This window comes from Janthinobacterium silvisoli (assembly GCF_014200725.1).
Lineage (GTDB): Bacteria > Pseudomonadota > Gammaproteobacteria > Burkholderiales > Burkholderiaceae_D > Janthinobacterium.
Genome location: NZ_JACHCL010000002.1, coordinates 329234 through 345008, shown reverse-complemented (window position 1 = coordinate 345008; position 15775 = coordinate 329234). Strand labels below are relative to the sequence as shown.

Here is a 15775-nt window from a genome sequence, read left to right as displayed (position 1 = left end):
AATCTCGCCATGAAAACCATCCAGGGTGTGCTGTGGGACAACGATGGCGTGCTGGTCAACACCGAACAGCTGTTTTATGAAAGCAACCGCGAACTGCTCTTGCCCTACGGCGTGGACTTGACGCCCAAGCAATTCTTTGACTGGTTCCTGGACAATAACTATGGCGCCTGGCATGTGTTGCTGGGGCAGGGCCACGATATTGCCTTGGTCAATCACCTGCGGATCGAGCGCAAGCGCCTGTTCGGCGAACGGCTGCGCCAGGCACGCGGGCTGGCCATACCGGGTGTCGAACGCCTGCTGCAGACCTTGCGCCCGCAAGTTGCCATGGGGGTGGTGACCAGCGCCCATGAGCAGCATTTCCAGATCACCCATGCTGCCACCGGCTTGCTGCCCTATTTTGATTTCGTCTTGACGCGTGAAAGTTATGCGGACAGCAAGCCGGCGCCCGATGGCTATCTGCTGGGTTTGCAAAAGCTGGGGCTGGACGCCGCCCATTGCGTGGCGGTGGAAGACTCGCCGCGCGGCTTGCGTGCCGCCAACGCCGCCGGCCTGGAATGCATCGTGCTGCGCAATGTGATGAACCGTGACTACGCGTTCGACGAGGCGTTTTGTGTGGTCGAGTCGATGGACGAGCTGGGCGAAGTGCTGGCTTCCTTTATAGGCGACCCGCTGCCTGATTAGAGTGCTCCCTCAGACTTGTCTTGCCAGCATGCCATTACAATGGTTTATCCCATTGACTGGCCAGCCCCAAAGATGACCTTGCCCAAACTGCATTTTGCCCATGCCAATAGTTATCCTGCAGGCACTTACCGCAAGCTGTTCGGCTTGCTTGGCGAGCATTACGCTGTGCAGGCGCTCGATATGCACGGCCACGATCCCCGTTATCCGGTCACGACAGGCTGGCCCGAGCTGGTACGGGAAATGATCGCCGACCTTGAACGTCGCTACAGCGGCCCCGTGATCCTGGTCGGCCATTCGCTGGGCGGTATGCTGAGCCTGATGGTAGCCAAGGCGCGCCCCGATCTGGCCCGTTGTGTGGTCTTGCTCGATTCCCCGGTGGTGGCGGGCTGGCGCGCCTTGCTGCTGCGCCTGGTGCGCCATACGGCGCTGGGCGAACGCTATTCGCCGGCGCGTTTTTCCGCCAAGCGGCGGTATCTGTGGCCCGATGCACAAGCTGCTTATGCCCACTTTGCCGCCAAAGACATGTTTGCCGCCTGGGCGCCGCAGGTGCTGGACGACTATATCGCCAGCGGCCTGGCGCCGCATCCGGACGGCGTGCAGCTGCGTTTTACGCGCGAGGTGGAAACCCAGGTCTATCGCGGCTTGCCCCACCATATCGGTGCACTGGTCAAGGATGGTTTTCCCGTGCCGATCGGTTTTATCGGCGGCACGGAATCGGTGGAATGCCGGCAGGCGGGCCTGGACGCCACGCGCAAGCTGGTCGGGCCATTTTTCCGCCAGCTGCCTGGCGGCCATCTGTTTCCCATGGAGTCGCCCGAGCTGACGGCGCAGGCGGTGCATGAGATGATAGCGTCAATGCTGGCCGTGCGCTAGCGACTTGCGCTGCAGCCAAGGAATTTCAGGGGCAGGGGGCCAAAAGCGCCGAATTTTCGCGTAAAATCCTGCCATTCGGGCCGCGCCTGTACAGGCTGCGCCGCCCAGCCACCGATATTCTAGAAAGAAACCCCTGCGATGACGATTAAAAGCGATAAATGGATACGCCGCATGGCGGAACAAACGGGCATGATCGAGCCGTTCGAACCGGGCCAGGTGAAGGAACGCGACGGTAACCGCATCGTTTCTTACGGTACGTCCAGCTATGGTTATGACATCCGCTGCGCCGACGAGTTCAAGCTGTTCACCAACATCAATACCACCATCGTCGATCCCAAGGATTTTGACGCCAATAACTTCGTCGACGTGTCGGGCAAGGGTTATTGCATCATCCCGCCGAACTCGTTCGCGCTGGCCCGCACGGTCGAGTATTTCCGCATTCCCCGCAATGTGCTGACCATTTGCCTGGGCAAGAGCACCTATGCGCGCTGCGGCATCATCGTCAACGTGACGCCGTTTGAACCGGAATGGGAAGGTTATGTGACACTGGAATTCTCCAACACGACTCCCTTGCCAGCCAAGATCTACGCCAATGAAGGCGTGGCGCAAGTGCTGTTCTTCGAGTCGGACGAAGTGTGCGAAACCTCGTACAAGGACCGTGGCGGCAAGTATCAGGGCCAGGTTGGCGTAACCCTGCCCAAGACTTAAGTTGATTCCCTGAACCAGGCCTGCAATTGCTGCGAGGCCTGGTATAGCGGCACATGGCCGCGCAGTAAGATTTGCGTGCTGCGCCGGTAAGCCGCGCTCGCTATCCCGATCTGACCGTCCACCTTGCGCGCGACAATCGTCGTGTCCAGGATGCCGGCCGGATTTTCTATCCCTACCTGCACATCCCCATATTTTTCAGCCACTGGCGCCACATGCCGGGCGATGGTCTGCGCCACCGTGCCCGGTATCAAGGTCGCCGCCGCCAGGCAGCAGCCGCCCGAAACGGCCAGCGAGGCGTGGCCCGTTTGTGGCGTAAAGTAGCGCGCGGCCAGGTTGCCGCCCGCTTGCGGCGCACCGATGATGCAGAACTTGGGAATCGTTTCGCTGCGGGCCAGTTCGTCTTGCGTCATCAAGCCACCATCGCGGCGCAGCAAGCCCATGCGCAGGCCCGCCGCCACCCACACGGTGCGTATCGCCTGCATGAAAGCCGTGTCCGCTTCCAGTTCTCGTATCGGCTCCTGCGCCGTCTTGCCGAACTGGGCTGCATCCGCGATCACCATCGGTACGGCCACATCCACGCAAGAGACCGTATAGCCTGCCACCACATCCTGCACGGAACCGGTCGGCAGCAGCTTGCCCGTCTTCGCACCCACGGGATCATGCAGGAACAGGTCGACGGCGGGAAACTCACCGCGCACGCCGGGAATGGCTGTGGTGGCATAGCGTCCATCGTCGGATAAAGTCATGCGCGAAGTGGTGATGACGCCCGTATTCGTGTTGCGGATGGACACTTCCTGCTGGCCGCAGCCCTCAGTCGCCAGCAAACCCATATCGATACCCCACAATTGCAGCGCCGACGACATATTGCCGCAATTCACGCTCCAATCGATATTGCCATGTTCGCTGGCCAGTTGCGCCAGGGTACTGACCAGGCGCAGCTGCCCCGCATGCAGTTCCACGTCGGCAATAAAAACCTTGTTGCTGGTGGCAGGACCCCGCCCCAGGCCCGTAATTTGCCGGTTGCCGGGCTGCGCCCCCGTTTGCGGCACGCCCATCAGATGACGCAGCAATTCTTCGCGCAAGTCCTGTTGCGGCGGCAGATACGGTTCCCACAGCACCAATCCAGTGGATGTGCCGCCGCGCATATGGTGTACGGGAAACTCAATGACGCCTGAACGGTGGCGGGGATGGAAGTCTGGCAGGGAGCGCATGGTCGTATCGTTGGCAGGAACAAGCCCCCAGTGTGCCAGTTTTCCTGCTCTGCCACCAGTTGATGCTGTCTTTACCTGGCTTTACATGTCTGTCTATTCATTTGCCGCCGTCCTGGCCGATAAACAAGAGGTGTCAGTGAGTAGTATCAGGAGGGTATATGGTTTCAGCAATCTCATCAGGTGGCGCCAGCAGCGCCGTCAACAGCGGTACTGGCAGCAGCAGTAATAGTTCACAAATTGCAACGCTACAAAGACAGATCACCTCGGCACAAAAGCAATTGACCGATGCGCAAAAGGGCGAGCAGACGGACGCCACGCAAAAGCTGCAACAGCAGCTGGCCGATCAGATCGCGGCATTGCAGGCGCAGATCGCCCAGTTGCAGGCTGCGGCCGCACAACAGGCGGCGCAACAGCCTGTGCAGTCGCCGGACAGTGCGGATACCAGCACAAGTCAGGTCCGTTCGGTATCGTCGACCCTGGGCAGCGTGATCGATACCTACGCCTGATGGCGTGGCCAGCATGCCTGCTTCAGGCGGGCATTCTGGCGGGCAAGATCATTTCCACGCACAAGCCGCCGCTGCCACGGTTGCTGGCCGTGATGGTGCCGCCGTGGGCGCCGATCACGTGCTGGGCGATAGCCAGGCCTAAGCCGTGCCCATCGGTGGATTTTTGTGTGTTGCTGGCGCGGAAGAACGGTTCAAAAATGGCGCCCAGGTCGGCCGCCTCCACGCCTGGTCCCTGGTCCAGCACGGCAATGCGCACTTGCTGGCCGCTATCGAGCAGGGATGCGGCGATCTCGACGGTGCCGCCATCTGGACTGTGCTTGATGGCGTTGCGCACCACGTTTTCTACCGCGCGCCCCAGCAGGTCGGCCTGGCCCGTCACGATGGCCTCGCTGATATCGGCGTCGCCTTTGATGCTGATGCTGATCTGGCGGCCACCCGCTTCATAGCAGGCGTCTTCCACGATGTCGTGCAGCAGGTCGGCGATGCTGAAGTCTTCGCTGAGCGGGTGGACGGCGGCCGCTTCCAGCCGCGACAGGGTCAGCAATTCCCCGATCAGCTTATCCATGCGCACGCTTTCGCGTTCGATGCGCTCCATCGATGCGGCCATTTTTTCCGGTTGCTGGTGCGCCAGTCCGATGGCGGCCTGCAGGCGCGCCAGCGGCGAGCGCAATTCATGCGACACGTCATGCAACAGCCGTGTCTGGCTATCCATCAGGCTTTGCAAGCGGCCCGTCATGCGGTCGAAATCGTGGCCCAGGTCCTTCAATTCGTCGCCACCGGGCTTGTTGCGGAAGCGCGGCGCCAGGTCGCCGCTGGACGCGCCTTCGAATGCCTGGCGCAGGTCGCGGATGGGACGGGCGAAATACCAGGCCAGTAAAAATGCGAATAACAGGCTGGCCACGGTGGCTGCAACGACGGGGATGAAGCTGCGGTAAGGCGTCATCATGCGGGGGCTGGGCGGCATGCCACCCATGTCAGGGTAGGGGCCTGGCTTGGCGGTGAATGGCGGCGCGCTGGCGTCTGCAGGTGGACGCCCGGATGGCATGGCGTGCGTATCGCCCATCACGATGGCTTGCAGCGTATCGCGCGTGGCGCCAGTCTCGAAACCGCGGAAATGTTCGGAATACGGCAGGAACAGCAGCAAGCGCACGCCATCTGCGCCTTCCAGTTCGCGCACGACGTGCCGGCCCACGGTTTGCGCCCGCATGGCGCGGGCCTTGGCCAGGGTGGCTGGCTGCACATGGCGGCCCAGCAATTCGCGGCCTTGTCCATCGACCGCGTACACGCGCAAGCGTTCTGTTTGCACCAGCAATTGGCGCAGGGCGTTGCTACCGCCAAACTCCAGGGTAGCAGCGGCTGCATCGATGGCCATCTGCGCGGGCGGACTGGTGTCGATGTCGAGCAGGCGTTCTTGCTGTGCCGCACGATTTTTTAGCCAGAAGGTGCCACCGATGCCGATAGTCGCGGCAAATTGGGCCAGCAAGATGCACAGGAAAAACTTCCAGAACAGGCGCCCCACGCTTATTCCTTGATCAGTTGATAGCCCAGCCGGTACACGGTTTGCAGGCAGGAACGGCCATCGGAAAGGCTGCCCAGCTTGCGCCGCAGGCTGCTCAGGTGCACGTCGATATTGCGGTCGAAGCGCGCCATGGGTCGCCCCAGTCCCAGCTCGGATAACTGGTTTTTGCTGACGGGTTTGCCTGCGTTACGCACCAGTACTTCCAGCAAATTGAATTCCGTGCTGGTCAGTTCCAGATGGGTACCAGCCCATGCCGCGCGGCGCTGCTGCGGCCACATTGTCAACTGGCCCACGCTCAGGGGGGCAGCAGCGGAATTGTCTTGCTGCGTCGCTTGCGAGCGGCGCAGGATGGCGCGGATGCGGGCCGTCAACTCGCGTGGCGTGCAAGGTTTGGTGACGTAATCGTCGGCGCCCAGCTCCAGCCCGACGATGCGGTCTGTATCGTCGCCGCGCGCCGTCAGCATCAGGATAGGCATGGTGCTGCTGGCGCGGATGCGGCGCAAGGTTTCCAGTCCGTTCATGCGCGGCATCATCACGTCGAGGACGGCGATGGCGTACAAGCCCGTTAGTGCTTCGGCCGAGCCGGTTTCGCCATCATGCACGGCCCGTGCTTCAAAGCCTTCCTGCTCCAGGTATTCCTGGAACATGCCTACCAGCTCCACATCGTCATCTATCAGCAGTACCTTGCTCATCCTTTGCGTGTCTTTCCCATGGTCACAGATTATCTTGCCTCGATGATAGCAGTCAAACGGCGCCGTTCTACAGCGTTTTACGCGGTTTTACACACAAGCGCTCACATTCCTTTACATGCTTTTACTTAGTACTAACGTTGCTTTACACGCCAGCACCGGACAATCAACGCTCATCAACTACAAGAGGAGAGTCCCATGAAACACAGACAAACGATGCTGTTCCTGCTGTTGTCGGCTGGCTTGGCAGCGCCGCTGACGGTCAGGGCACAGCAGGCTCCCGGTCCAGGCTTTGGTCCCGGTCCCGGGATGGGCCATCACGGCCCCGGCCGTGGTGCTGGCGAGGCCGTGCCGCCTTTCCTGCGCGGCATCGAATTGACGGAAGCGCAGCAAGACAAGGTGTTTGCCGCGACCTACGCCCAGGAACCGCTGCTGCACGAACAAGAGAAAATCGCCTTCAAGGCGCATGCGCAGTTGCGCGCCTTGGCCGCTTCCGCCCAATACGACGACGCCCAGGCCAGCGCCCTGGCCAATACCGCAGCGCAAGCGACCGCGAGGATCAGCCTGGAGCATGCAAGGCTGGAACAGCAACTGCTGGCCTTGCTGACGCCGGAACAGCGCGCGCAACTGGCCGCCCGGCACACGCGCCACGAAGGCGGCCCCGGCCGTTCAGGGCAGCGTCCGCCAGCGCCAGTGTAGCAAATCGTAGGTGTAATAAATCGCAGGTGCAATAAACCATCACACACTATAAAAAGGGGAGTAAAACATGAGCATCAACGCTTTATCGTCCAGCAGCAATCTCCAATTGAACGCCTTCAGCCGCCTCGACGGCAGCGCGGCCACCGCTTCGACCAGCGCCACGGCCGGCACGCCGCCGCAAAGGCCCGATGACAACGGCTTCCTGGACGCCATTTCCAGTGCCCTGTCATCGATCGGCGTGAGCGTGCCCGATACCAGTAGCGATACGGCCAGCAGCACCGACGGCGGCACCAGCGCTACCAGTACCGCCAGCGGCAGCGACGCGGGCCAGGCGCTGGGCGCCTTTTTGCACCAGCTGATGGGCAGCCTGCACGCGCAGGGTGGCGGCGGCCAGGCTGAAGGCCAGGGCAAAGTCGCCGGCGAAGGCGGCCACCACGGCGGCGGCAGGGGCGGACCCGGCCATATCGAGTCGGACTTGCAAAGCCTGATGCAGAAATTGTCGTCCAGCACAGATAGCACCAGCAGCAACGACGGTAGCGACAGCAGCGTCAGCGACTTGCAATCGAGTTTCGCCAATCTGCTCACTTCGCTGGGGGGCGGCAGCGACGGCAGTAATGCCAAGCTGGGCAGTTTCCTGCAATCCTTGTCGGGTAGCCTGGGCGGCGCCAGCGGCGCCACCAGCCTGCCAGCGGCCGGCAACCTGGTCAACACCACGGCTTGAACCATGGAGCGCAAGCCCGTCAGCGTCACTTTCAGCGAGGCCACCAGGCGCTTGCTGTTCCTGTGCGCCAGCCTCAGTCCGGCGCTGGCAGGCTTGCCCCATTTGATGGAATATGTATGGATACACCTGCTGTCGACCTGGCATCCAAGTTCGAAATGATGGACCAGGGGCAGGCCGAACGGCGCCGGCTGCTGCGCTGGCTGCTGGTAGGCACGGCGACCTTGCCCCTGATCAGTTGCGGCGGAGCGAGTGACGCCACCGCGCCGGCTACTGAGCTGGAAGCCATGGGCGCTAGCGAACCCGTGGCGGGCGCCTGCGCCGTGATTCCGGAAGAAATGGCCGGGCCGTATCCTGCCGATGGCACCAATACCTATGGCAGCAGCATCATCAACGTACTGAACCAGCCCGGCATCGTGCGCAGCGATATCCGCAGCAGCTTCAATGGCGGCACGGCGGTTGCAGCGGGCGTACCGTTGAGCATACGGCTGCAGCTGCTCAATGCCGGGGCTGGCTGTGCCAGCCTGGCCGGCTACGCTATTTATCTATGGCACTGCGACCGCTATGGCCGCTATTCGCTATATTCCAGCGGCCTGGCAGGACAGAATTATTTGCGGGGGCTGCAGGAAACGGACGGCAACGGCATGCTGGCTTTCACCACCATCTTTCCTGGCTGCCAGCCAGGAACCCTGCCGCATGTGCACTTGGAAATTTACCCCAGCCTGGTGCAGGCTGCCAGTAGCAGCAACCGCATCAAGACCTCGCTATTGACCTTCCCCATGGCGGCCGCGCGCAAGGCCTACTCGGCCAGCGGCTATGAGACCAGCCTGGCGAACCTGGCGCAAACGGGCGCGAGCGCTGGTACCGGGCAAGGCAGCAGCCTGCAGATGGCTAGCCTGACGGGCAATGCCATCGATGGTTATGTGGCCAGGCTGGCTGTTGCCGTGAATGGCTAAGGTATATTGTCCCTGCTTTCTTCAATATCGGCCAATCGCATGCTGGCGTTTATGCAGGAAGGAAAACAGTGTTTACATTGCATGGAGTATTCAAAAAATAGCTTGCTAAAGTATGGATATATTGACAATTATTTGAGATACTTATAATATGATAATTTCCATAAATCAATATATTCCAGTTTGCTGGCATATTAAATAAGGATGCAATATGCAAGGTTTTATGAAATTGATAAAAATAGCAGTTATTTTCCTGATATTTTTCAGTGGGCCGGTGCATGCCGAACGCCGGCAGATATTTTATTCGACGGCGTCTGGTCAGCCTAGCTGGAAGCTGGAAAACTATATGGGAAATAATGTTGCAATATGGAACACGTCATCATCGTGTAGCTACGGTGCTATTGGCTTTCCTGACAACATGAGTTCAGCAGATAAGAACCGTTTCTATGCCACCATGATTGCTGCAAAGACTAGCAATGTGACCATGTTTATTTATTATGATGAAGTCCCTGGCATATGCCTGCTGGTCAGTTTCGGACTATTGTAACCTCGCCTGCCTGTGATACACAGGCACTAGGCGCTTGGTCCAGGCTGCCAGTAGCAGCAACCGCATCAAGACCTCGCTATTGACCTTCTCCATGGTGGCCACGGGCAAGGCCTACCCGGCCAGCGGCTATGAGACCAGCCTGGCGAACCTGGCGCAAACGGGCGCCAGCGCTGGTACCGGGCAAGGCAGCAGCCTGCAGATGGCTAGCTCCTGGCGGCGAAACCCGTTTCGCTGCGCCACTGCGCGACTCCCGCATTTCTCCCTGGCTTGCGCCTTGTTTCATCACCTCGATGTGTGCGTAATGCTCGCGTCAAGCCGTATATCCCTATCCTGAACCAGCGCCTGGCGGACAAGATCCAGCGCCGGATGATGATGAAAAACAACAGTAAGAATATTATTGATGTAGTAATTCCATTGTGGCAATATTGTGTTCGACTATTACTGCAAAGTAATTGTTCATCATTTCTTACACATTCTTCAGGAAACCTCATGCGTAAATTAATTTTTCTGGTGACGGCACTGGCCGGTGGCAACGTGTACGCGGATTGGTCGCCACAATTCATCAAGCAGGAAAATGTAGTGACCGTCAGTGTTGGCGGCGCTTCAGCGACTTACCGGGAATCTCAAAAAGACCAGAGTGGCCAGTTGTATGCGATTGCGGGTGAGTTACGCCTTGTGCAGCCGAATTTGGAACAAAGTCTGAATAACGTCATGTCTCAGGAAGCGTCCAAGAATGGCGTACAGTTTCTGGATGGCACACTGAGTGGCGATTTACACGCGACGCTACAACCGAGCGCATCTGGTGTAGTACTCATGACGCTCAATGGCATTAACTACCAGGCCCGCAATAATTACTCTGGAAAGAAGTTGGGCGTCATTCATTTCTCGTGTACCAATACTGCTACGCTGAACAATATTTCCATTACCGGCCAATATGGCGCCGCCGATGGTGTCCTGGCATCGAATCAGGTCGGCATGAGTGCGAACGTCAACTCCTCTACCGATTGCGACTCGAATCTTTCGTGGATTTTACCGGTGGTTGGTTCATGGCTTATCAACAAAGGGGAAAATATCGCTGATACACGCATCGGCGACGGTATCAAAGGGGCGATGAATGGTGTCAAGGATAAATTATTTTTTAATAGGGATCAAAACTGGCTCGTTGGCTTGAACCGCTTGGTACCACCAGGTAAAACAGTGACCTTACCCAACGGCAGTGTCTTCCCGATTGGCCAATATATCAACGACAACCTGTCTTATCTGATCGCCAATAGCCAGATGGATATCCAGTTTGGCAAGGCGGCGACCATCAAGGGCGTGTATGGGACTGCGGAGCCAAACAAAAACAATTATGTCAGCAATCTGGTAACGATTTCCGTTACTTCGCCAGCCCTGTCGTTTTCAATCCAGTTGCGCGATGAAACGGAAGTGGACTGGCGCTGGAAATGCAGCCTGGTCAATCCTAACAAGACGTGCAGTATTCCTTGATGTTACTGAAGTTAAATACGTCACGGATAATCATTCGCGGCAGCCATTAATGGCTGCCGTTTTTTATGGGCGCGAGCATATTGTGATGAGCCAGATCATGGATCGAGTGTTACGGTGGATCGCGTGCATGGCGTTAGTGTCGAAGGTTTACTGCAAGCCTTCTGCAGGGCTTGACGCTGAGCGATGGGAGCCATCATGCATGGATGGGAATGCACGTGCGTACAATGCCGCCGCCGCGCTGGCGTGGCCTTTGCACTGCTGGAATTTGGCGCTAGCTGGCCGGGCAAGGAAGGCGCTGCCGCTGTGTTCAGCGAGGAAGAGGAGTGGCAACTGGCCATGGTGTTGCTGGCGGTGGGCAGCGAAGTGGAGCTGGAGCAATTCCTCGGCAATGTTTTGAAGCATGCCTGGAAGGAGCTCAGGAAGGCGGAGACGGTGACCGGCAAGGTGGCGGCGCCACTGGCTGGCGTCTTGAAAGCAGTCGCCAGGACAGCCTTGCCCTTCATTGGCAGGGCATTGGGCTGCATGATTTCCGTTCCCGGCGCGGGCACGGCGCTGGGAGCAGCCTTGGGCAAGGCGGCCAGCGGCGCACTGGCAATCGAGTTTGCGGGAAGAACCTCGCAGCATGAGGAAAAGGAAGAATTGGACATGGCGCGGCGTTTCGTGCGTATCGCAGGGCAGGCGGCGCGGCTGGTGGCCGAGGGCGATCCCGGTCCCCGTGCAGTAGAGAGCGCCGTAATGCGCGCCTTGTACCAGCACTTGCCGCACTTCCGTTCGGGACCGCCGCCAAAAGATGAGGAAAGTGCCCGCTGGCGCCGCCGTGGCAACCGCATCGTGGTGATGGGTGACTGGACGTGAGTACGGCCTGGACCCTGTTTACGGCAGCGGTTGATCCGCACCCGATAGCGCCGTTGTTCGGGTGGCAGCTGGTCTGGAGGCTAGCGAGAATGGCCGCTCGACCAGCAGGAACAGCATGGCGGCAGGCATCAGTGTCCAGGCTAGCATGGGCGGCATCAGCAACAGGAAAAATGGCCAGCCCTGTGCCTGCGGCGGATGGATCAGGGCCAGGAACAGGAAAGCGCCTTTCAAGGCCAGGCCATGGATCAGGTAATAGGAATAGCTGATATTGCCCAGCCAGCGCAGCGGTGTCCAGCAGAATGCGCGCGATAGCCAGTTGCCGCGTGCCTGGAAGCAGCATAGGCACAGCAGGAAAAAGCCTGCCGCCAGTGCCGCCAGCTTGAGCAGTAGCGGCAAAGGTAGTAACAGGCTCGCCATGGCGGCCAACAGCGCGCCGGCGGCCAAGGCAGGTGGTATACACCAGTCGGGCAGCGTCAGCGCTTCGTGGAGAAAGATACCGGCGATAAACAGCAGTAAACGGGCAGGGCCGCCAAACACAGCAAAGCCGCAGCTGGCCATTACCGCCAGGATGCCGAAGAACAGGCAGCGCCAGATGAGGCTGCGGCGGCGCAGGCTGAATCCGGCAATCATCAGCGGTATCAGCAGGTAATACAGCATTTCATAGCTGAGCGACCAGGCCACGCTGATGAATGGCGGCGCCGCACTGAAACCGGCTAGCAACAGGAAGTTGCTGGCCAGGTAGGTCAAGGCATCGGGCCATGTCGCTGGAATCCTGCTTTCAGATGGCAATAGCCAGGATAGCAGCAGATACAGGGCAAATACGCAAGCATAGACTGGGTAGATGCGGCGCACCCGGCGCTGTAGATAGGACGCCAGCGCTTGCGGGCGGCGGATCAGCGAACCATAGATCAGGTAGCCGCTCAAGACAAAAAACAGGTCCACGCCCGCATTGCCTACCGTATGCAGTGCGGCCGCCAGCGTCGCCAGCATGGGCGCATTGCCACGCCAGGGTGCGCTCAGGCTGACATAGTGCACCAGAAACACCAGCAGCACGGCAAAACCGCGCAAGCCTTCCATCGGACGCAGCTGGGCCGCCGCACCGGCGCGGTCAAGTTCAAAGCAGGTGGATAGCCGGCTGGACATGGGCCGACTATAGCTATCTGCTGGCGGCAGGTCTTATCGTGGCGCAACGAGCAGTGCGCAAGAAAAAACGCCGCCTGATGTGCACCAGGCGGCGTTTAATATGTGCTTCTTAACGAAGGGCGATCTTAGGTATTCTCATCCAGTTTGACGCAGTCCACGAAGTAGCCACGCTTGCCATCGACTTCACGTTTGACCAGGCCGTGCACATCCGTCTCGAAGCCGGGGAAGCGCTCGTTGAAGTCGCGTGCGAAGCGCAGGTAGTCGACGATGGTCTTGTTGAAACGTTCGCCAGGGATCAGCAGCGGAATGCCTGGTGGATACGGCGTCAGCAGGATGGACGTGATACGGCCTTCCAGGTCGTCGATGGCCACGCGCTCGATTTCGCGGTGGGCCATCTTGGCAAACGCTTCCGACGGTTTCATGGCTGGAATCATGTCCGACAGATACATTTCCGTGGTCAAACGCGCCACATCGTAAGCCTTGTAGAAATCGTGGATTTGCTGGCACAGGTCGCGCAAGCCCATTTTTTCGTAGCGCGGGTTGGCTGCCGCGAATTCTGGCAGGATGCGCCACATCGGCTGATTCTTGTCGTAATCGTCCTTGAACTGTTGCAGCGCCGTCAGCAAGGTATTCCAGCGGCCTTTGGTAATGCCGATGGTAAACATGATGAAGAACGAGTACAGGCCGCATTTTTCAATGATGACGCCGTGTTCCGCCAGGTATTTGGTGACGATGGACGCAGGGATGCCCGTCTCGCCAAACTGGCCATCGAGCGACAAGCCCGGGTTGACGATGGTGGCCTTGATCGGGTCGAGCATATTGAATCCGGGAGCCAGGTCGCCGAAACCGTGCCAGTCGTCCTCGGCGCGTATCATCCAGTCCGATTGCTGGCCCATGCCTTCGTCGTTGAAGTTGTCCGGACCCCAGACCTGGAACCACCAGTCCTTGCCCCATTCCTGGTCGATCTTTTTCATGGCGCGGCGGAAATCGAGCGCTTCCATGATCGACTCTTCCACCAGGGCCGTGCCGCCCGGCGCTTCCATCATGGCCGCAGCCACGTCGCAGGAAGCGATGATCGAGTATTGCGGCGAAGTCGAGGTATGCATCAGGTAGGCTTCGTTGAAAGCGTCCTGGTCAAGCTTGACCTGGTCCGATTCACGCACCAGGATTTGCGAGGCTTGCGACAGGCCGGCCAGCAATTTGTGCGTGGACTGGGTCGAGAAGATCATCGATTCCTTGGCGCGCGGACGGTCCTTGCCGATGGCGTGCATGTTTTTATAGAAATCGTGGAAGGTGGCGTGCGGCAGCCATGCTTCATCGAAGTGCAGGGTATCGATCTTGCCGTCCAGCATTTCGCGCAGGGTTTCCACGTTGTAGATCACGCCGTCGTACGTCGATTGCGTGATGGTCAGGATGCGTGGTTTCTTGTTCTTGGCTTCACGGGCGAACGGGTTCGCTTCGATCTTGCGAGCAATGCTTTCCGGCGTGAATTCTGCCAGTGGAATCGGGCCGATGATGCCCAGGTGGTTGCGGGTCGGCATCAGGAACACGGGAATCGCGCCGCACATGATGATCGAGTGCAAGATCGACTTATGGCAATTGCGGTCGACAACCACGATGTCGCCTGGCGCCACCGTCGAGTGCCACACCATCTTGTTCGAGGTCGAAGTACCGTTGGTAACGAAATAGCAATGGTCGGCATTGAAGATGCGCGCCGCATTGCGTTCGGACGCGGCCACCGGGCCGGTATGGTCGAGCAACTGGCCCAGTTCTTCCACGGCGTTGCAGACGTCGGCGCGCAGCATGTTTTCACCGAAGAACTGGTGGAACATCTGGCCGATCGGCGACTTCAGGAAGGCTACGCCGCCCGAGTGGCCAGGGCAGTGCCAGGAATAGGAGCCGTCGTTGGCGTAGTGCACCAGTGCGCGGAAGAATGGTGGCGACAGGCCATCCAGATACGATTTCGCTTCGCGGATGATGTGGCGCGCAACGAATTCCGGCGTATCTTCGAACATGTGGATGAAACCGTGCAGTTCGCGCAGGATATCGTTCGGGATATGGCGCGAAGTGCGCGTTTCGCCGTACATATAGATAGGAATGTCGGCGTTCTTGTAGCGGATTTCTTCGACGAAGGCGCGCAGGGACTTCAGCGCGATATCGGTGTCTTCGACGGAACCGGAGCCGAATTCTTCATCGTCGATCGACAGCACGAAGGCCGACGCGCGCGATTGTTGCTGGGCAAATTGCGACAAATCACCGTAGCTGGTCACGCCCAGCACTTCCATGCCTTCTTTTTCCATTGCGGCGGCAAGGGCGCGAATGCCCAGGCCGGACGTATTTTCAGAACGGAAATCCTCGTCAATGATGACGATGGGGAAACGGAATTTCATGCATGTCTCCAAAAAAGCAAGCCGCCCCTGACTTATATGGAGGGGCGGACTAGGGCGCGACGGCTAAGCGGTGAGTAGTGCCTGGCAGTCGCATAAAAAAATTAAGAACGGGATTCTCGCAGAAATGCAGCGTCTGCGGGAAAAAAATATCATATAGAAACTACAAAAACCATGTCTTAGCTTGCCTCAACGGTGTGACAACGCCATGACAGCGCAATGACAGCGCCAAGACGCTACTTCGATAGCAAGATTCTTGCTTCGAACGCACAGTTTCAGGCTTTTCTTTGCAGGGTAACAAAGGCATACGGCAAGCCGGAATTGGCGGCCACGTGTTCTTCACGCGCCGTTTCTTGCCATTCGGCATGATCGATGGCCGGAAAAAACGCGTCGCAATCATAAGTCTGGCCGATTTCCGTCACGATCAAGCGCTGCGTCAAGACCAGCGACTGTTTGTAGATTTCGGCGCCGCCGATCACATAGCCTTCCACGCCGTCCAGCAGGGCGATGGCGTCTGCCACCGAAGCGACCGCTTCCACGCCCTCATGGCGCCATTCGGCATTGCGCGTGATGACGATGTTGCGGCGGTTCGGCAATGGCCGGCCGATCGAATCAAACGTCTTGCGGCCCATGATAATCGGGTGGCCGGTGGTCAGGCGCTTGAAGTGGGCCAGGTCTTCCGGCAACTTCCACGGCAAGGTGTTGTTGATGCCAATGCCGCCTTGCTGGTCGGTGGCGACGATGATGGTCAGTAAGCTCATTTATTCAGTAATGTGGTGGGCGCAAAGCGCTATGCCC

18 protein-coding genes are annotated in these 15775 nt (G+C 59.0%); 12 read left to right on the top strand and 6 right to left on the bottom strand.

Annotation, left to right across the window (positions count from 1 at the left end; all coding sequences use genetic code 11):
- The first annotated feature begins 9 nt into the window (after nucleotides 1-9).
- From HDE75_RS11730 to dcd, 3 genes are all read left to right on the top strand, one after another.
- The gene (locus HDE75_RS11730) at nucleotides 10-681 is read left to right on the top strand and encodes an HAD family hydrolase (RefSeq protein ID WP_183677487.1); all 672 of its coding nucleotides are present in this window, start codon (nucleotides 10-12) and stop codon (nucleotides 679-681) included.
- Between the two features lie 72 nt (nucleotides 682-753).
- Nucleotides 754-1554, top strand: coding sequence for an alpha/beta fold hydrolase (locus HDE75_RS11725; RefSeq protein ID WP_183677488.1), 801 nt, complete (start codon nucleotides 754-756; stop codon nucleotides 1552-1554).
- A 138-nt stretch (nucleotides 1555-1692) separates the two neighbouring features.
- On the top strand, nucleotides 1693-2262 hold the full coding sequence (dcd, locus tag HDE75_RS11720) for a dCTP deaminase (RefSeq protein ID WP_183677490.1): 570 nt from the start codon (nucleotides 1693-1695) through the stop codon (nucleotides 2260-2262).
- On the opposite strand, the gene HDE75_RS11715 is transcribed toward dcd, so the two are convergent.
- Nucleotides 2259-3473 carry a PrpF domain-containing protein gene (locus HDE75_RS11715; RefSeq protein ID WP_183677492.1) on the bottom strand — a complete coding sequence of 405 codons (1215 nt, stop codon included), beginning with the start codon at nucleotides 3471-3473 and terminating at the stop codon, nucleotides 2259-2261. The genes dcd and HDE75_RS11715 overlap by 4 nt on opposite strands.
- 158 nt (nucleotides 3474-3631) lie before the next feature.
- On the opposite strand from HDE75_RS11715, the gene HDE75_RS11710 reads away from it, so the two are divergent.
- On the top strand, nucleotides 3632-3979 hold the full coding sequence (locus HDE75_RS11710; RefSeq protein WP_183677494.1) for a FlxA-like family protein: 348 nt from the start codon (nucleotides 3632-3634) through the stop codon (nucleotides 3977-3979).
- Between the two features lie 22 nt (nucleotides 3980-4001).
- On the opposite strand, the gene HDE75_RS11705 is transcribed toward HDE75_RS11710, so the two are convergent.
- A complete protein-coding gene (locus HDE75_RS11705; RefSeq protein WP_183677496.1) occupies nucleotides 4002-5498 on the bottom strand; it encodes a sensor histidine kinase in 1497 nt (498 codons plus the stop codon).
- A gap of 2 nt (nucleotides 5499-5500) precedes the next feature.
- A complete protein-coding gene (locus HDE75_RS11700) occupies nucleotides 5501-6190 on the bottom strand; it encodes a response regulator transcription factor (RefSeq protein ID WP_183677498.1) in 690 nt (229 codons plus the stop codon).
- A gap of 195 nt (nucleotides 6191-6385) precedes the next feature.
- Here HDE75_RS11700 and HDE75_RS11695 point away from each other — a divergent pair, with 195 nt between their 5' ends.
- From HDE75_RS11695 to HDE75_RS11660, 8 genes are all read left to right on the top strand, one after another.
- Nucleotides 6386-6886 carry a Spy/CpxP family protein refolding chaperone gene (locus HDE75_RS11695; protein ID WP_183677500.1) on the top strand — a complete coding sequence of 167 codons (501 nt, stop codon included), beginning with the start codon at nucleotides 6386-6388 and terminating at the stop codon, nucleotides 6884-6886.
- 67 nt (nucleotides 6887-6953) lie between these two features.
- Nucleotides 6954-7607: a hypothetical protein gene (locus HDE75_RS11690; protein WP_183677502.1), complete on the top strand. Its 654-nt coding sequence runs from the start codon at nucleotides 6954-6956 to the stop codon at nucleotides 7605-7607.
- A 3-nt stretch (nucleotides 7608-7610) separates the two neighbouring features.
- Nucleotides 7611-7766 carry a hypothetical protein gene (locus tag HDE75_RS11685; protein WP_183677503.1) on the top strand — a complete coding sequence of 52 codons (156 nt, stop codon included), beginning with the start codon at nucleotides 7611-7613 and terminating at the stop codon, nucleotides 7764-7766.
- Entirely contained in the window at nucleotides 7724-8560 is an 837-nt protein-coding gene (locus HDE75_RS11680) for a peptidase associated/transthyretin-like domain-containing protein (RefSeq protein WP_183677505.1), read from the top strand. Before HDE75_RS11685 ends, HDE75_RS11680 begins: the two co-directional genes overlap by 43 nt.
- A 208-nt stretch (nucleotides 8561-8768) precedes the next feature.
- On the top strand, nucleotides 8769-9104 hold the full coding sequence (locus HDE75_RS11675) for a hypothetical protein (protein WP_183677506.1): 336 nt from the start codon (nucleotides 8769-8771) through the stop codon (nucleotides 9102-9104).
- A gap of 34 nt (nucleotides 9105-9138) precedes the next feature.
- A complete protein-coding gene (locus HDE75_RS11670) occupies nucleotides 9139-9438 on the top strand; it encodes a hypothetical protein (RefSeq protein WP_183677508.1) in 300 nt (99 codons plus the stop codon).
- Between the two features lie 155 nt (nucleotides 9439-9593).
- Nucleotides 9594-10592: a hypothetical protein gene (locus HDE75_RS11665; RefSeq protein WP_183677510.1), complete on the top strand. Its 999-nt coding sequence runs from the start codon at nucleotides 9594-9596 to the stop codon at nucleotides 10590-10592.
- A gap of 195 nt (nucleotides 10593-10787) precedes the next feature.
- Nucleotides 10788-11447: a hypothetical protein gene (locus tag HDE75_RS11660; RefSeq protein ID WP_183677512.1), complete on the top strand. Its 660-nt coding sequence runs from the start codon at nucleotides 10788-10790 to the stop codon at nucleotides 11445-11447.
- Between the two features lie 18 nt (nucleotides 11448-11465).
- Here HDE75_RS11660 and HDE75_RS11655 read toward each other — a convergent pair whose 3' ends face one another.
- The 3 genes from HDE75_RS11655 to HDE75_RS11645 all read right to left on the bottom strand — a co-directional run bounded on the left by HDE75_RS11655 (nucleotide 11466) and on the right by HDE75_RS11645 (nucleotide 15738).
- Nucleotides 11466-12590 carry an acyltransferase family protein gene (locus HDE75_RS11655; protein ID WP_183677514.1) on the bottom strand — a complete coding sequence of 375 codons (1125 nt, stop codon included), beginning with the start codon at nucleotides 12588-12590 and terminating at the stop codon, nucleotides 11466-11468.
- Nucleotides 12591-12715: 125 nt separating this feature from the next.
- A complete protein-coding gene (locus tag HDE75_RS11650) occupies nucleotides 12716-14980 on the bottom strand; it encodes an arginine/lysine/ornithine decarboxylase (protein WP_183677516.1) in 2265 nt (754 codons plus the stop codon).
- Nucleotides 14981-15252: 272 nt separating this feature from the next.
- Nucleotides 15253-15738 (bottom strand): dihydrofolate reductase, encoded by a 486-nt coding sequence (locus HDE75_RS11645; RefSeq protein ID WP_183677518.1) that lies wholly within the window; start codon nucleotides 15736-15738, stop codon nucleotides 15253-15255.
- Nucleotides 15739-15775 lie beyond the last annotated feature (37 nt).

Excerpts from the sequence above, each read along its gene's own strand:
- HDE75_RS11730 (WP_183677487.1), top strand. The coding sequence starts at position 10 with ATGAAAACCATCCAGGGTGTGCTGTGGGACAACGATGGCGTGCTGGTC.
- HDE75_RS11725 (WP_183677488.1), top strand. The coding sequence starts at position 754 with ATGACCTTGCCCAAACTGCATTTTGCCCATGCCAATAGTTATCCTGCA.
- dcd (WP_183677490.1), top strand. The coding sequence starts at position 1,693 with ATGACGATTAAAAGCGATAAATGGATACGCCGCATGGCGGAACAAACG.
- HDE75_RS11715 (WP_183677492.1), bottom strand. The coding sequence starts at position 3,473 with ATGCGCTCCCTGCCAGACTTCCATCCCCGCCACCGTTCAGGCGTCATT.
- HDE75_RS11710 (WP_183677494.1), top strand. The coding sequence starts at position 3,632 with ATGGTTTCAGCAATCTCATCAGGTGGCGCCAGCAGCGCCGTCAACAGC.
- HDE75_RS11700 (WP_183677498.1), bottom strand. The coding sequence starts at position 6,190 with ATGAGCAAGGTACTGCTGATAGATGACGATGTGGAGCTGGTAGGCATG.
- HDE75_RS11695 (WP_183677500.1), top strand. The coding sequence starts at position 6,386 with ATGAAACACAGACAAACGATGCTGTTCCTGCTGTTGTCGGCTGGCTTG.
- HDE75_RS11690 (WP_183677502.1), top strand. The coding sequence starts at position 6,954 with ATGAGCATCAACGCTTTATCGTCCAGCAGCAATCTCCAATTGAACGCC.
- HDE75_RS11685 (WP_183677503.1), top strand. The coding sequence starts at position 7,611 with ATGGAGCGCAAGCCCGTCAGCGTCACTTTCAGCGAGGCCACCAGGCGC.
- HDE75_RS11680 (WP_183677505.1), top strand. The coding sequence starts at position 7,724 with ATGGATACACCTGCTGTCGACCTGGCATCCAAGTTCGAAATGATGGAC.
- HDE75_RS11675 (WP_183677506.1), top strand. The coding sequence starts at position 8,769 with ATGCAAGGTTTTATGAAATTGATAAAAATAGCAGTTATTTTCCTGATA.
- HDE75_RS11665 (WP_183677510.1), top strand. The coding sequence starts at position 9,594 with ATGCGTAAATTAATTTTTCTGGTGACGGCACTGGCCGGTGGCAACGTG.
- HDE75_RS11660 (WP_183677512.1), top strand. The coding sequence starts at position 10,788 with ATGCATGGATGGGAATGCACGTGCGTACAATGCCGCCGCCGCGCTGGC.
- HDE75_RS11655 (WP_183677514.1), bottom strand. The coding sequence starts at position 12,590 with ATGTCCAGCCGGCTATCCACCTGCTTTGAACTTGACCGCGCCGGTGCG.
- HDE75_RS11650 (WP_183677516.1), bottom strand. The coding sequence starts at position 14,980 with ATGAAATTCCGTTTCCCCATCGTCATCATTGACGAGGATTTCCGTTCT.
- HDE75_RS11645 (WP_183677518.1), bottom strand. The coding sequence starts at position 15,738 with ATGAGCTTACTGACCATCATCGTCGCCACCGACCAGCAAGGCGGCATT.